12 protein-coding genes and 1 pseudogene are annotated in these 16,836 nt (G+C 37.8%); 1 reads left to right on the forward strand and 12 read right to left on the reverse strand.

Annotation, left to right across the window (positions count from 1 at the left end; all coding sequences use genetic code 11):
* Positions 1-6: 6 nt before the first annotated feature.
* The 9 genes and pseudogenes from adhE to QE429_RS24490 form a co-directional block, all read right to left on the reverse strand.
* On the reverse strand, positions 7-2,610 hold the full coding sequence (gene adhE / locus QE429_RS19090) for a bifunctional acetaldehyde-CoA/alcohol dehydrogenase (RefSeq protein ID WP_307289271.1): 2,604 nt from the start codon (positions 2,608-2,610) through the stop codon (positions 7-9).
* 187 nt (positions 2,611-2,797) lie between these two features.
* On the reverse strand, positions 2,798-5,554 hold the full coding sequence (gene ppc / locus QE429_RS19095) for a phosphoenolpyruvate carboxylase (protein WP_307289273.1): 2,757 nt from the start codon (positions 5,552-5,554) through the stop codon (positions 2,798-2,800).
* A 143-nt stretch (positions 5,555-5,697) separates the two neighbouring features.
* Positions 5,698-6,789, reverse strand: coding sequence for a cadherin-like beta sandwich domain-containing protein (locus tag QE429_RS19100; protein WP_307289274.1), 1,092 nt, complete (start codon positions 6,787-6,789; stop codon positions 5,698-5,700).
* 124 nt (positions 6,790-6,913) lie between these two features.
* Entirely contained in the window at positions 6,914-7,366 is a 453-nt protein-coding gene (locus tag QE429_RS19105) for an SRPBCC family protein (RefSeq protein WP_307289275.1), read from the reverse strand.
* A gap of 275 nt (positions 7,367-7,641) precedes the next feature.
* Positions 7,642-8,268 (reverse strand): TetR/AcrR family transcriptional regulator, encoded by a 627-nt coding sequence (locus tag QE429_RS19110; RefSeq protein ID WP_307289277.1) that lies wholly within the window; start codon positions 8,266-8,268, stop codon positions 7,642-7,644.
* Positions 8,269-8,284: 16 nt separating this feature from the next.
* Entirely contained in the window at positions 8,285-8,695 is a 411-nt protein-coding gene (locus QE429_RS19115) for a CPBP family intramembrane glutamic endopeptidase (protein ID WP_307289278.1), read from the reverse strand.
* A 235-nt stretch (positions 8,696-8,930) separates the two neighbouring features.
* On the reverse strand, positions 8,931-9,062 hold the full coding sequence (locus QE429_RS19120; RefSeq protein ID WP_307289279.1) for a hypothetical protein: 132 nt from the start codon (positions 9,060-9,062) through the stop codon (positions 8,931-8,933).
* A gap of 69 nt (positions 9,063-9,131) precedes the next feature.
* A complete protein-coding gene (locus QE429_RS19125; protein WP_307289280.1) occupies positions 9,132-9,956 on the reverse strand; it encodes an MBL fold metallo-hydrolase in 825 nt (274 codons plus the stop codon).
* Between the two features lie 491 nt (positions 9,957-10,447).
* Positions 10,448-11,636 (reverse strand): annotated as a pseudogene (locus tag QE429_RS24490) (LL-diaminopimelate aminotransferase).
* A gap of 157 nt (positions 11,637-11,793) precedes the next feature.
* Between QE429_RS24490 and QE429_RS19140 the strand changes: the two are divergent.
* Positions 11,794-12,453, forward strand: a complete 660-nt coding sequence (locus QE429_RS19140) for a YczE/YyaS/YitT family protein (RefSeq protein ID WP_373463211.1) — start codon at positions 11,794-11,796, stop codon at positions 12,451-12,453.
* A 46-nt stretch (positions 12,454-12,499) separates the two neighbouring features.
* Here QE429_RS19140 and QE429_RS19145 read toward each other — a convergent pair whose 3' ends face one another.
* From QE429_RS19145 to QE429_RS19155, 3 genes are all read right to left on the reverse strand, one after another.
* Positions 12,500-13,690 (reverse strand): MFS transporter, encoded by a 1,191-nt coding sequence (locus QE429_RS19145; RefSeq protein WP_307289286.1) that lies wholly within the window; start codon positions 13,688-13,690, stop codon positions 12,500-12,502.
* 339 nt (positions 13,691-14,029) lie between these two features.
* Positions 14,030-15,505, reverse strand: a complete 1,476-nt coding sequence (locus tag QE429_RS19150) for a CehA/McbA family metallohydrolase (protein ID WP_307289287.1) — start codon at positions 15,503-15,505, stop codon at positions 14,030-14,032.
* Between the two features lie 15 nt (positions 15,506-15,520).
* Positions 15,521-16,822, reverse strand: coding sequence for an ABC transporter substrate-binding protein (locus QE429_RS19155; protein WP_307289289.1), 1,302 nt, complete (start codon positions 16,820-16,822; stop codon positions 15,521-15,523).
* Between the last annotated feature and the right edge of the window lie 14 nt (positions 16,823-16,836).

A 16,836-nucleotide genomic window follows, 5' to 3' on the forward strand; every position in this document is an offset into this window, starting at 1 on the left:
TAAGCTCTATACTCCTTTAAAAGCTCGTCGATATATTTCTGCTAGTTCACTTACAAATGGCTGTTTTGGATTGGCGATGGTATCTTGATCATCAAATGCTCGTTCTGCCATTTCAAGAACCTTGCTTTCGAATACGGTTTTAGAAACACCATTTCCCTCTATACTCATTTGAATATCTAATTCTTTTGCGAGTTGCAAAATCGCATGAATTAAGCTGTCGATTCCTTCTTCCGTTGTACTAGCAGGCAATCCTAGTATTTTGGCAATTTCACAATAGCGTTTATCAGCAATAAAGTATTCATATTTAGGGTACGTCATAAATTTATTTGGTTTGGCTGAATTGTACCGTATCACATGTGGTAAAAGAATTGCATTGGCACGCCCATGTGGAATAGTAAATTCCGCACCAATTACGTGTGCTAAGCTATGGTTAATTCCTAAAAATGAATTAGCGAATGCCATTCCAGCTATTGTTGATGCATTATGCATTTTTTCTCGAGCTAATTCGTCACTTCCATCTCGATATGCTCTTGGCAAATACTCAAAGACCAGCTGAATGGCTTTTAAGGCCAAGCCGTCCGTATAATCATTTGCTAAAACAGAAACATATGCTTCAATAGCATGGGTCAATACATCTATCCCTGTATCCGCAGTCACATGCTTAGGAACAGACATTACAAACTGCGGGTCAATAATTGCCACATCCGGTGTTAGTTGGAAATCTGCAAGCGGGTATTTTATGTTTACTTTTTTATCCGTAATAACAGAAAATGCTGTTACTTCTGAACCTGTACCTGAAGTCGTTGGAATGGCAACAAATTTTGCCCTCCCACGTAGAACTGGGAATTTAACCACTCGCTTATTCGGATCAAAGAATTTTTTAGTCAAACTATGGAAATCTGTCTCTGGATGTTCGTAAAACAACCACATTGCTTTTGCGGCATCCATGACCGACCCGCCACCGAGGGCAATAATGACATCAGGTTGAAAACCTCTCATTCTATCTGCGCCACGCATAACCGTCTCAATACTAGGTTCTGGTTCAATTTCAGAAAACACCTCATATTGAACCTTATTTGGATTCTTATCCAGATAATAAATAACTTTGTCTACAAAACCATTTCCCAAAGAGCTTCCGCTTGTAACAATAAATGCTTTCGAAATTTTCGGGATTGAGGCAAGCGTCTGAATTGAATTTTTCTCAAAAAATATCTGGGATGGGACCTTAAACCATTGTGTAAATGTTCGTCTTTTAGCTACCTTTTTAATATTGATGAGATTAGCTGCTCCAACATTTTGTGACACTGAATTTCCTCCATAGGTTCCACATCCTATCGTTAAGGACGGGAGTGAAGTGTTATAGATATCACCGATGGCTCCATGGGTAGAAGGTGTATTGACAATAATACGGCCAGCCTTCATGCGCATTGCGAATCTATCAACTAGAGTTTGCTCAGCTGTATGTATGGCTGCTGAATGTCCAAGTCCCCCATACTCCAGCGTTTCCTCCGCAATCAATAATCCTTCTGCAAAACTATTAACCTTATAGCAGGCTAAGATTGGACTGAGTTTTTCACAAGAAAGTGGAAATTTTGGACCTACCCCCTCTAATTCAGCAATTAGAATCTTCGTATTTACAGGAACATTCACTCCTGCCATTTTTGCGATCATGTAAGCTGGTAAACCAACGATTAATTGATTAATAGAATTCGTTTTCTCGAAGATGGCTACTTTTTCTATGAGTTTTCGTTCTTCTTCATTTAGGAAATAGCACTGATTTTCTATCATTTCCTGTTTAACTTCATTGTAAATTTCTTGATCAATGATTAGTGCTTGTTCTGAAGCACAAATCATTCCATTATCGAAGGTTTTAGATAATATTACATCATTGATTGCTCGTTTTATATTTGCAGTTTTCTCAATATAACAAGGAACATTTCCTGCTCCAACACCAATTGCTGGTTTACCAGAACTATAAGCAGCTTTTACCAAGTTAGGTCCACCTGTTGCTAAGATGAGGGAAATCTTTGGATGTATCATTAAGGCTTGGAAGGCTTCGTGAGAAGGTAACTCAATCCATTGAATACAATTCTCAGGAGCGCCTGCCAGTATGGCGGCATTCTTTAATAATGAGGCAGTCTCTGTGCAGCATTTTTGAGCATATTTAGGAAAGGCAAAAATGATAGGGTTTCTTGTTTTAAGTGAAATAAGAGATTTGAAGATTACAGTTGATGTTGGATTGGTAATTGGAATGACACCTGCGATGACACCTACTGGTTCAGCCATCTCTACCATTCCTTCATTTTCGTTTTCGCTAATCACACCTACTGTTTTCATATCCCTAATATTGTTGTAGATAAATTCTGTAGCAAACATATTTTTAAAAACTTTATCTTCGTAAACTCCCCTTCTTGTTTCATTTACAGCAAGCTTTGCTAAATGCCTATGATTTTCAAGTGCAGTAACAGCGATTTGCTTAATAATTTCATCAACCATTTCTTGGGTAAAACAGCGAAAAGCTTCAAGTGCATTTACTGCGTTATTTGCTAACGATTCAATCATCGCAGCAACCGTTTGAGTTTCAAGTACCACTCTTTCTTCTACTGACATCTTCATTCCCTCCAAACACATATACTCCTATTGGCTAAAATATATCATTTAGAAATTCCGAAAATTGTCGAATCGTGCAAGAAAACGAATGAGTACTCATTCATTTCATAGAATGTTCAAAAATTTGAACTCTTTCCAAAATAAAAAGTGGCTGACTAAATGAGTCAGCCTCCGATTCAGTTGGGTATCAGCCAGTATTCCTTAATCCAGCAGATATACCACTTATAGTTAGAAGAACTTGTGTGAGTAATTCATCATTCTCTCCTTCTTGCTTCCTTAATTCTTTAATTAACTCAACTTGAAGGTGGTTTAATGGGTCAACATAAGGATTTCGTCGATGAACCGATTCTTGAATATTTGGAGTATGATCCAGCAATTCATTATCCCCTGTTATTTTCAATAAGATAGCTTTCGTTCTTTCATATTCTTCTAAAATATTTGTAAAAATTCTATCTGCTATTGCTTTATCTTGAACAAGAGTTAAATATTCCTTTGCAGTGGTAATATCAGCTTTCATTAACGCCATGTGTAAATTATCAATCGTTGATCGGAAAAATGGCCACTTCTCATACATTTGTTGTAAGAGCTGGAGATTTTCAGCACTTTTTGAAGCAAAAGTGTCTAGTCCAGTTCCAGCAGCATACCATGCAGGAAGCAATTGCCTGCTTTGAGTCCACGCAAACACCCACGGGATTGCCCTTAAATCCTCAAAACGACCTCTATTTTTTCTACTCATTGGTCTTGATCCAATATTTAGGTCACCTAATTCCCTTAATGGTGTTGCTTCATTAAAGTATGTTAAGAAGTCTGGATCTCCAAACACCAATGATTGATATTTCCCTAAAGAAATACCCGCAATTTCTTCAATGGTTTCTTCCCAAATAGGATCGCGGTGATATCCTGACTCTTTTGATACATGTGTTGCTGCAAGCAGTAAGGTAGAAGTCGCCTGCTCTAAACTACGGTAAGCAATATCCTCAAGTAAATACCTTGACGATAATACTTCCCCCTGTTCGGTAATTTTTACACCATCTCCAATGGTTTCAGCCGGTTGAGATAAGATGCTCTTGTTTAATGGACCGCCGCCACGACCAAGCGAACCACCGCGTCCGTGGAAGAATTTAAGGCCAATATTATACTGCTTAGCCATTTTATGAATTTCAATTTGGGCTCTATATAGCTTCCAGTTGGCAGTAAGTGTTCCACCATCCTTGCTACCATCAGAGTATCCTAGCATGATTTCCTGTTGATCCCCTAAAATCTTCAAATGATTGCGGTACAATGGCATTTCAAAGAGGGTTTCCATAATCTTAGGACCAGCAACAAGGTCATCAATTGTCTCCAGCAATGGAGCTACATTTAAATGACTTTCTAAAGTGCCGTCTGCGTGAAGTCGATAAATTCCCGCCTCTTTAGCTAGGACTAAAACTTCAAGCAAGTCACTTGGTGATTTAGTCATACTAACAAGGTAGACAGAAATGGAACGTTTCCCAAACTCTTCATGTGCCTCTTTAATCATTTGGAATACTTTAATCATTTCTTGCGTATCCGCAGAATAATCTTCATTCAAAAGTAGTACAGGGCGTGGATCCATTAAGATATTTTGTAAAATCTTTATTTTTTCTTCTTCGGATAGTTCCGCATAGTTTTCAGTGATTCTTACTTTACGAAGAATCTCTGTGATAGCCGCTTCGTGTTCTCCACTATGGTTACGGATATCCAATGTTGCTAAATGGAATCCAAATAACTGAACTTGACGAATCAGCTTCTGAATAATTTTTAATTCATGCGCTGCAGGGTGATGCATCTTTAAACTTCTTTTAATAAGATATAAGTCTTCTAATAATTCCTCTGCAGACTTATATCCTAATTCTGAGGATCCCACATGCTTAACTCGTTCAATAATCAGTGCGAAGGCCCGACGATACACTTCCGCTTTATTTGGCCACTTTTTGTCTTCTTTTAAGTAAATATCTTCTTTTTCTTCGATAAAAGTAAGTAATTCTTCACTAACCTCTACACGTGTAGTAGCCTGGCTGTACCTCTTCATTAGATCGACTAATACATTCTTGTACTTCTTTAGTACCAATCTTCTTTGTCTATTTAAGGTTTCCCATGTGACCTCATGGGTAACATTCGGGTTGCCGTCACGGTCTCCGCCGATCCATGAACCGAAACGAAGGAAATTAGGAACTTCCCATGCAGCATGAGGATAATACTTACCTAAATTGTCGGCAACTTCCTGGTGTATCTCCGGAAGCACCTCAAAAAGTGTTTGATCAAAATAATACAATCCATTTCTTACTTCATCCAACACAGTAGGCTTATGCTGACGTAGTTCATCGGTTTGCCATAGAATCGTCACTTCATTAAACAAGCTTTCTTCAAGCTTTTTTCTTTCCCTGCTAGTTAACAAAGGATGATCTAGACTTTTTAAGATGTCCGCAATTCGCTGTTGAATTTCAAGAATGGAGCGCTTAGTCGCCTCAGTTGGATGAGCCGTGATTACTAATTCTAAGGATAGCGTATGTAAAACTTTTTGAATCACATCTTCATTAATATCATTCTCTTTTAGTGAAAGAATCGCACTCTCAATGGATGCAGGCTGTACAATATTATCATCTTGAAGCTGATATTCCCTCCGTCTTCTGATACGATGGTTTTGTTCAGCTGCGTTTATCAAATGGAAATACATAGAAAAAGCACGGATAATTTGCTTTCTCATCGGAGAGCTTAGATTAGCGATTTCATCTTTTAAATTAGTATAAATTTCTTGATCAAAGTGAGTTCTTAAAGTCTTTGACATCAATCTAATTTTCTCTACTTTTTCGAATAATTCAGATCCACCATGATTGACAAGAATTTCACCAAGCATTTTTCCAAGTAATTTCACATCGCGACGCAACGGAAGACTGCTGTCATTTACTTTTAATTCTGTTGCCATACCATTCACCTTCCTTTAGTCAAAAAATTCGCTAAATTTTTATATATAAATATAACATAAATTTACCCATCATGTGAAAGAAATAACTTACTTTTTAAAAAAAAGAAAAAAACCTGCACCATGCAGGCTCTTGAGAATAGTAATTATGCTTTTCTATCAATGACTAGTACATAGGTTTTCCGATCATCATCACTGTAAGATACCACAACAGAAATAACCGTTTTGTTATCGTCATCTAACATAATGGTTTTGCTTGTGCTACCTTCAATTAAAATGGTGGTACTGCTGTAGTTTGCTTTTGGGGCTATTGTGATCGAATCAACATTACTGTCAACAGCCACATGATACGTAAATTCATTAGCAGAAAATTCACTGTCCCATGTACCTTCATTAACTGTTAATGAAGAAAGAGTTGCTTTACTGACTTTAGCTGCTACGGTGCTAACGGTGTTATTACTTTGTTGGTTCATGGTTGGTAGAAAAGAATTGGTTCTATTATTTTGGGATGCGTTGGCTGATTTCGAGATAGACGATCCATCTCTGATCACATTTAATGTATAGGTCCTTGTTTCACCATTTTCTGCGGTAACCACAATAAGTATGACCGTTTTTCCGACTGGTAATTCTTCGGTGGTACTATCTCCTTTTAAGCTAGACCCATTTACCTGAATGCTTGATGTGGATTCAGCTGCAGTAGGTGTGATCGTAAGAAAAGGTACGTCGTTTGCTACTTCCACATCATACGCCGACATGTCAGATGAAAAGATTGGTGATAGCTTTCCATTTGATAATTCAATATTTTTCAAGAGATTATTACCGTTTTGTTTTCTAGTGACGGTAAGGGTGTAGGTGTTCGCTGGATGGGTACCGTCAGTAACTGTAATGAGGAATTTATTTACTCCTGTTTGAAGTGAAAATGTGCCAGCTATACTGCTATTTATCGGCGTGTCATTAATTGTAATAACAGAATCTGGATTTTCACTTTCAACGAGTAGAGTCATTACCTTTGTCTGGTTGTCAACATTGGCGGAGTATTCATTCACACTTGTTGTAAAATCACGATCGAGTTTAACCCCTTCAATTTGCAAGTTTGAAAGTGTATTCCAAGATTCATTCTCCTGTACAACAACTGTACTTTCAGCAAAAGCTGTAGGTATGTAAGAATAATTCCCAATTCCAACTATAGAAGCAATCATGAACATGGTTATTCGTTTTTTTGATTTCTTCGGAAACATACTTTTTCCTCCTGCAACAATAATTTAGACTTACATTATCATTGGAGGCTTAAGAAAACCTTAACTTTTTACCCATAGCAAAAAAAACACGACTCATTCGCCTTGAACAAGTCATGCTTTCTTCCTACCTTCTATTAAATTCTTCTAATTTAGTAGAAATAGCTACTGCCACTTCTTCATCGGATTTTTGAATGGCTTTTTTAAAGAGTGTATTAGCAAGCGTTCCCATAGGACCGGTGGCATTAATTTCAAGGAACCCTGTCACTCGTGTTTTATTTCTATTTATTGCTTTTGCTTCGAAATAACCTTCACCTAAATATTTATCATTAGAACGTTTTAATTCAAAGCTTACCCTTGCCGGCTCATTCCACTCAATATTGTCAATAATTAAACTAACCTTTTTCTTCATAATGCCTAGGAAGTCACTTTTGAACTCCCAGAAGATTTGGTTGTCGTTTACTTCTGCATGTTGAATATAACCCGGAACCAATGGTGCCCAGTTACTTGGATCCCGAATAAATCTCCAGATTACATCAATTGGGATATCTAATTCTACATGTTGTAATTCACTTGGCATTTGTATCCCTCTTTCATAATCAAAGTAAAAGACCTTCAAGTATGTGAAGGCCCTTTTAAAATTGGCTCTGTTAAACGTGCCTGTTGATCTCCGCTCCAGGCACGAGCGGTTCGTGGGTGTTTCGGCGAGCCTCCTCGGAGAAACGCGCCTGCGGGGTCTCCCCTGAACCATAATCCCACAGGAGTCTTCGTGCCTTCCGCTCCAATCAACAGGGTTTAACACAGCCTTAAAAATATATATGTTTAATAAACAGTTTATAGAAGAAATAATTAAAACTAACAAATGGATGCAAGAAAAAAGTTGAGATGGTTCTCCATCTTGGATTCTACTTCTCTAGTGTCTATGTTGTCATACTTCAGAAGCAGATATTCTGTCATCATAGTAAATAACGGATACTGATACTCTATGGCCAAAATTCTTGCATTTTGCTGACTAAGCTTTCCTTCCTTGATGAAGTACTCAAACGCCGTTTCCAAGAAATCAATGGTTCCATTGTATACATCATTCATGATGATCTCTCTTGCCCTTTGGTCACGGAATTGCTCAATATTTAGTATTCTCCACATTTTTTCGTGCAAGGGTTCTTCAACAGCCAGTTTAAAATGAATGATCCCCCGAGTTAAAAATTGGTTGATTGTCACACTTTTACTAATTGCCTCTAGTGTTTCCAGATTAGGTCTTGTTTTAGTATGATGTTTACGAAATAACGCATAAATCCATTCTAATATTTCATCCTTTGACTTAAAGTGATTATATAAAGCACTTTCTTTAATCCCAACGACTTTGGTAAGCTCCCGAACGGATACGGCAGAAAAACCTTTATGAGAAAATAGTTCAATTGAAGCCTCAAGGATTTTATATTTTGTACTGTTTACATCAAGGTTTGTTACTGAATGATTCATCTGGAAAAACTCCCTATTATTTCATTGTCATTAACAAAAGCTGTACCACAAGCTGAAGGTCCATAAGAAAATGAGCAATCGCAATGGGCAATAAGCGATTAGTTCTAGAGTAAATTAACCCTAAAATCAGAGCTAATGGTAAAAAGGATAAAAACCGCCACATCACGTAAGGTCCATCAAAAACTAATGGTAAGGCAACATGTTGGAAAGCTAAGAACAATCCCGATAGTAGAATGGCTAACCACAGTTTTCCTGACCTTTCCTTTATCCTTGGAAGTGCGTAGCCAATATATGTGGGTGTTTCCACAAGACCATTCGATATGGGAAACAAAACTAGGGCTATTGATGCGGCCCACAATGGAAGTTTTTGAAACATCACTTCTGGTGGTGTAAAGGATCCTAATAATATATAAGAGAATAGAAACAAGGGAATAGCCCCTGCAAGAAAACCGACAACAATGAGCCTTAACGTTTCAAGTGTATCTTTTTTGGCCCTGCCTTTTTTTTAAGTTAAAAATGGAAAGATACGAATAGCCTTCCTTTTTCAAGAAACTCCTTAAAATGAGAAAGGTAACGAAATTGGCGAATATAGCTTGAAATGGCCACCATTTCTCCGCTTCATGTAGGGGAGAACTTTTTCCTGCTAGGGCAAAGATTCCAACTTAAAGGGCACCAAATATGATAAATAAAATCGTTCTCATTACTAATGAGATGACAATTCTTCCAACTATGGTTTTCTCATTAATTACTGTCTTCACCTGGATGCTATTCGAACTCAATAATTCCTTTTTCATGATGCACCTCTTGGAATAATTTTCATACCTCCAATGAATTAACGTTCGTTCACAAGGTTGGCAAAAAAATTAGGTTTGGAACAATTCTCCTTGAACTGCCCTAATATATCGATCTGCTGATAATTGAACAGATTGATTTGCATCTTCCTTTACAGTCTTATGAAAGGCATTATAAATTCGATTAAATGATAAAGGCTTAACCTTCTCTGCTATTTCTCTAACTGTTTTAGCAGGTAATGGAATCAAGTTAGGATAACTATACATAAAGCTTACCCACCTTCTATCTGCCACTACTTGGATGATATCTCCTGTTAAAAGGACGCCCTTCCCTTCGTTTCCATCCTCCCAATGTAAAACTGCTCCACCTTTAAAATGTCCGCCTAATCTGTGAATAGTCATTCCCTCATGTAAGACCAGCTTTTCTCCAGACCATAGAATAATATGATCACTTGGATTCACAATCCACTCCTTGTCATCCTCATGGATGTATATAGGGACATCAAATGCTTTTGCCCACTCAATCTGTGCTGAATAATAATGAGGGTGGGAAAGAGCAATCGCGTTAATGCCTCCCATTTGCTGAATCTCCTCAATCGTTCTTTCATCAATATAGGTTATACAATCCCATAATACATTAAAGTCATTTCCTTTGATGAGGTAAGCAGTTTGACCGATTCCAAAAGAAGGTGACGTGGTGATACTGTACAAGTTTTCCTCTTCTAATAGAATATTATTTTTATATTTTTGTGACTCAATTAACTTCTCTAATGTTGTCCAGTCTTGCCCATTCGGGTTTACATATTGTCTTTCCTCCTCACAAATCATGCAAGAGCTAGGAGGCAGTGGGGAGTTTGGATATTGTGTTCCACAAGTTGTGCACACAAATTTATTCACGAGAATCATCCTTTCTTTAAAACGGTTTGGATATTTTTACCACTAATAATATATTAGTTAACGTTCGTTCATATGTCAATAAATTGTATAATTTTGGATAAAAGTTATGAAAGCGCCTGGCTATTATTTCAGATCAAGCGGGTCGATTGGCTAGAGGAGCCTAGACAGAGACATAGTCGCAATTAAGATAACAAAAGTCCTTTATCTGTAATAGCAGATAACCTTGCCTGGCAATCAAACCTTCCCCTATTTACTAGTCGCTCTCTTTTCCTCTTACCATGGGCATTAGACATTTCTTCTATTTACCAGACGCTCCCTTTTGCTCTTCCCACGGGCAATAGACCCTTCTCCTATTTACCGGTCTGCTTCCTTCCATTGAATCGGGACATAAATTACCACAGTATCAAGGACTGTGGCTGTGACAATTTTATACATAATCTGTTAAAAAAGAGACTGGATCCTTATTCATAAAGATCCATTCTCTCCTATGGTTAATTTGTTATTGCCTGTTTTAAAAGAAATTGCTGGATTCTTTCTGCAGCGGTCGATAACCGTTCGGGCGGCTGTACCATGGCAATACGAACATACCCTTCCCCTAATTTTCCGAATGCATCACCTGGAATCACTGCCACACCCGCCTGGTCAATTAATTCAAAGGTAAATTCTCGAGAGGTCCAGCCTGAGGGAATTTTAGCCCAAACGAACATCGTTGCAGGTGACTTTTCCACCTGCCAGCCACTTTTCCTTAGCCCAGAAATTAATGTATCCCGACGGATTTCATATTCTTTTACCTGTTCACGAAGATATTGAAAGTCAGAGGTCAGTGCAGTAACCGCTGCCTTTTGGATTGGATAAAAAATTCCATAATCGATATGTGACTTTAATGAAGCAAGAATCGCTATTGCTTGCGCATTGCCAACCACATAACCAATTCGACAGCCAGCCATATTAAATGTTTTTGACAGTGAATTAAATTCAATTCCGACCTGTTTTGCTCCTGGAACCGACATGAAACTAAGCTGGGGATGATCATCAAATATTAATTCTGAATAGGCAAAATCATGAACAACTAATATCCCATGCTGCTTAGCGAAATCCACTACCTTTTCAAAAAATTCTCTATCTGCTAATGCAGTTACAGGGTTCCCAGGATAGCTGATGATCATCATTTTGGTTTTATGTAAAACTTCTAGCGGAATTTCCTCCAGCTGGGGGCAGGAACTTATTTTCAGCTACCAACGGCATAGGATAAATTATTCCACCTGCAATATTTACACTTGCCTCATATATCGGGTATCCAGGATCCGGAACCAAAACATAATCTCCTGGATTAATAAATGCTGTAGCCAAATGTGCCAACCCATCCTGTGACCCCATTAACTGCAGGACTTCCTTTTCAGGGTTAAGATCAACGGCATACCTTTGTTGATAAAAATAACTAACTGCTTCATGAAATTCTGGAATCCCTGTCAGAGTGTACCCATAGCGACTTGTGTCCTGAGCGGCCTCAATCAATGTTTCCACAACAAACGATGGCGGCGGAAAATCAGGTGATCCTACACTTAAATCAATGACATCTTTTCCTCTTTTGATAGCTTCTTTTTTACGATTAGCTACTTCTTGAAAAATACTTGCTGACATTTTTTGTAGTTTTTCTGATGCAAAAAAATTCAAAATCATTCCCCCCTCAATCTTTTCTGCAATAATATTGTTTATATTAACATAATTCAGATTATAACAGTCGAAGAATATGTATTCTATATTTCTAATTAACCATTGATTAATATCTATTCATAAATTAAGATTTGTAGATAGGAGAAAATTCAGAATAGTCTTTATGATTTTGGAGGTAACTGAATTGAAATTCTTTCAGTATTGTTTGTTCTTCTTAGGGTTAACCTTTTTTGGCTTAGGCAACGCGATTGCGGTTAAAGTCAAATATCTTGGTCTACATCCGTGGGAAGTCCTAAATGTTGCTCTTTATGAGCATTTTGGTTTGACCATTGGTACATGGGGTGTTGTCTGTGGTTTAATTCTAATCCTCGTTTCGTTCTTTGTGGCTAGAAGCTATATTAATATTGGGACGATCTTAAATGCTTTGTGCATAGGACCCATAATGGATTTTTTCCTTTGGCTGGATATTCTTCCGAAGGCAACACACACTTGGATGGATTACATTATTTTATTGGTTGCTATAGTTACTACCGGGATTGGTGGCGGGATGTATGTGGCCGCAGGAATTGGCGCTGGCCCTCGTGATGGATTTATGCTTTCCATTTCTGATAAAACAAGACTGTCTGTAAGCCAAGCAAGGATCATCGTAGAAAGTATGGTTTTAATTGTGGGCTTTTTATTAAGCGGCCCGGTGTTTATTGCCACTTTTGTTTACACATTCATTCAAAGTCCGGTTTTTCAACGCTCATTAAAGCTGTTCCGTTCCCTGGTTGAAACGCTAAAAAAACGAAAAGAGCATCAACCAGAAAGCATTATTCTTTAACCACAAAAGGATCTCCACTCAACAAGAGGGAGGTCCTTTCAAATGGCTAGTACTCCGTTATATTAGAAACATTTACTTTTTTTAAACCCTTTAAAGTAAAACAGCTAGCAATAATAATAAGCGAAAATAAAAGGAATATATGACTTACTCCAATTTTCGATATTAAAAACCCTGTTGTTAGGGCAGATGTAATTTTTACGATGGAGGCTAAAATCGTTCTTAGTCCAACGACTCTCCCAATATACTCTTTTGTTGAATTCAATTGGATTAGTGTTTGAGTAATAATTAAGTGGGACATCGTAAATAATCCAAGAACAAATATGAAAATAACAGCTGTCATTTTATAACTATTAAAATATATTAAACCCGCTGTTGTTGCCATCCCCATCATGGTAATAACAATCGACCATTGTTTATATTTTTTCAAAAAATATGTAACAACGATTCCTGCGAGTATTCCCCCTACTGCAAAAGAAATATCAAACACCGAATATAATCCGCTGCCTCCCTTAAATACCTTTGCTAACGGTAAAAGAATGGTTGTAGTCATTTGGATACTAATGCTATTTAATATGGATAAAAAAAGGAGGTATCTCATTCCCTCCCGATTCTTGATAAAATCCCATCCGGAAATCAGCTCTGAGTAGTATTGAATTTTACTCTGTTTCTTTTGTTTGGTATTAATCTGCTTCACCAAATAATAGAGAATGGCAGCTAGTAAAAATGTAAGCGAATTAATTAGGAAGCTAAGAGATAAAGACAATTTTATCAGCAGAACTCCTGAAACTGCTGAGCCTGCAATTAGTGCACCTTCATTGAGTGATGAAGATTTGGAGATAACAAAGGGAATATCTCTATCTTGAAATGATTCTTTTATGAAAGACTGCTCGGCAGGTTTGTAAATGGTGTAGCAGACAGCTAATAGAAACTGTAAAAAATAGATCAAAAGCGTTGATTCAAAATGTAATAGGATGAATATTGACATGGTTAGTACAATAATGAAACGAAAGATGTCTGTCATGACGACAATGATTTTTGAATGATGATGATCAACATAAACGGATACAAGTGGTGTTAGCAAAATACTTGGTAAATAATAAATGGCAATCATCACACCTATTGAAAGTGCTTCACCTGTTAAATGATAGATATACCACATTATAGCAATTTGCTGGATGCCGTCTCCAAAGTTACTAATCATCGAACCTAGTAAATAAGATAATTTGTTGTTTTTCATTTGGTATTCCCCCTTCCCCTTTGCCCGTTCTTATTGTACGTATGAATGTCTATAAGGAAAATTACGGAATTTTTATTACTTAACTTAAGAAAAACTTATTAGCCTTGTTTTAACCTTGGACACATTCCAAAAAAGTAAAAGCCGCTATCCATAAGGATAAACGGCCGCGTTGATTTCATTTACATTTTCAAATGAAAACCATTAAAATAATGATGAAGGACATTTTCTTGTTCAATCAATGCAATTTTGTCTTTCATCCACCTGATGAAGGACATTTTCCTGCTCAATCAACTCAATTTTGTCTTTCATCAGTCAATATCTCTTAAAGTTTGTAATGTACTATGAAAAATCCACTGTATCTAGTAGGTCTCCCCATGTGGATAGTGTTGGTGTTTTTTCACCGTTGAAGATCGGATTTACCAAACTGAGTAATTCCCCATCCTCAGAGCGAATTTCAAAGCGAATCCAGTTTACTTCTGATTTCTTTAGAGTAAATTGGTTTTGAATAATTTTTCCTTCAGCAATCTTGATATCTTTTACCGATTGACCATCTTTAATCCAATGAAGGCTCGCATTTACTGGGGTTTTCATGAGCAAAATCTCGTACCAAACCTCGACCTCTTCCTTGTCACCAAAGCAATCTGATAAATTACTCCCCGGCAGATAAGAGATTCCATCTACAATAATATTAATTATAAATTCTGGGCCTCTTGATACATAAGCTCTGCCCCTTTTTACTCCATTTAATACAGACCTGGCTGTCAGGCCTTCACAATAAACGAAAGTTGCAGGGTCCCCAATGACAGATGGAGGTCCCCCTTCTTCATACGACTCAGTAGGCAGTAAATGAGAATCGGAACCACCTATCCCATACATCCGATACCCATCATTCCATAATGTATTCCACAATAAGAGTGCCTGTTCTGTCGCTTCCGGGTTATCCTTGTAGGTTGGGTCATTCCAGATTTCGATTACATCTATATCAGCTAACAAAGTCTGACGATACTGCCACTCCCAAGGCTTAAGCATCGGATGATTTATGCTGACAATGGCCTCAGTTGCCTTGACCTCATGGATAATTCGGTTCATGCCTTCTTCTGTCTCCATACCGCCATCTGCACAAGACGGACGCCAATCAACCCATTTGGTTAGACCGAGGGCATTAAAGTGTCCTTTCGAAGAAGTAATTTCCACACCTGGAATCACCATGATTTCATCATCAAGCCATTTTGTCGGCAGAATATTATGGTCGGTAGCTACAAAGAAATCTAAATTCATTTTTCTAGCTTGCACCATCCCATTTTTAGGTGTCATCTTTCCATCTGATTCCGTTGTATGTGTATGAAAATCCCCTTTATACCATCGTGTTTCTGTATTGAACACCTGATCTATTTGATAATCGGTTAAGAGAAAACCCTTAGCCATTCCGTCCTTCGACCAAGTAGAACCTTCCACATTATTTCCATCCTTTTGACCAAAACCGCCTACATAATCAACCGTATATTGGCGATTTTCAGAAGACGGAGGACTAAGAATTTCTAGCGTCCAAGTTCCGGTGCCAAGTTTACCAGATACCGCTCCAAAGCTTGTATACTTAGAAGATTGAGAGATTAATATAGTCTTAGGTTCATTCATCACAAGCAATTGGGCCCTCAACTTTTGCTCAGGATCCCATAGTAAAATTGAATACCACCCTTTAACGGAAAAAGAAATAGTTAATTCAAGCCAGTCATAATCAAACTCTAGTTCAAGCGGTAAAGAGAAAGACGGTGCCTGTAACACACCGTCAATCTTTGTTGAGTACGAAGCAGTCAACGTCAATCCTCCTCTTTATTTTTTCAATACTTTATCTAATGCTCTTTGTGCCTCTTTTTGAGCATCCTTTAATGCTTCTTCTGCAGAAACACCTTCAATTTCCACTTTATCTGCTGCCTTTACTAATGCATCGTAAATTTTACCGCCAGTTGGATCAACAAATGGTGGAGTAGCGATTTGTGCCTGTTGTAAAGGAACATTGATTTGTGGATTCTTCTCAGCAAACTCTTTGTATGCGGGAACATCCTGTGCTGATTTTCTCACTGGAATATACCCAGAATTAATTGACCAATCTGCAGTGTTTTCAGCATTTGTGAAGAATTTTAACCATTTAAATGCTGCTTTCTTTTCTTTCTCAGATGCTAGAGCAGGAATGGCACCCATCTGTGCACCTGCATGTGGAGCTGCTTCATGACCTTCCCATCCCGGCTGTGGATATGCTGCTAAAATAGAGAAATCTAAATCTCCCTGGTCACCACTTGAACCCGTGTAACCTGCAGCACGCCCTTGCATTGCATCATCGATTGTCTTATACCAATATTCCCAGCCCTGACCATCATGATGGATTGTCATCGTCTTATCCTCTTGGATTCCTTTTCTGAAAAACTCCCATGCTTTTACCCATTCTGGAGAATCGACTAACACCTTTTTACCATCTTCACTTAAATATTTTGCACCATTACTAAGTGCTGCATCGATCATGTTATCTGGTCCCCACATTGGTGCCCAACCATAGACCTCTGTCTTATCTCCACTTTTCTTTGTTAATTGTTTTGTTACTTCTGCAAATGATTCCCATGTCTTTAATTGTTCAGGAGCAATACCAGCCTTTTCAAACATGTCCTTACGATAATAAAGAACTTGTGTTGTTCCATAAAGTGGTAATGCATACTGCTCTCCATTAATTGTTCCTTGTTGATAAAAAGCATCTACAAAATCTTCTGGATGGAAGTCAGCATCCTCTTTTATGTATTTTGTTAGAGGCGCTAGTGTCCCTTTTTTCGCAAACGCATTCATTGGATCGTTTTTCAAAAGAATGGCAGCTGGAACCTTTTTAGCTGCAATAGCTGCTTGTAGCTTTTGTAGGGTTTCATCATATGAACCTTGTGCTACACCCTTAACCTTTACTTCGTTTTGGCTGGCATTAAATGCTTTAATTCTTTTTTCAACATTCTCACCAAGCTTACCACCTAATCCATACCAAAACTCAATTTCTACTGGTCCATTAGCAGATGACTTCTCTGAAGAACAGCCAGAAATCATCGAGACTAGTAATAAGACAATCAAACTAAATATTCCAATCTTTCTTGTAAACATCTTTTTCTCCCCTT

Origin of the sequence: Bacillus sp. SORGH_AS_0510, from assembly GCF_030818775.1 — a bacterium.
Taxonomy (GTDB): domain Bacteria; phylum Bacillota; class Bacilli; order Bacillales; family Cytobacillaceae; genus Neobacillus.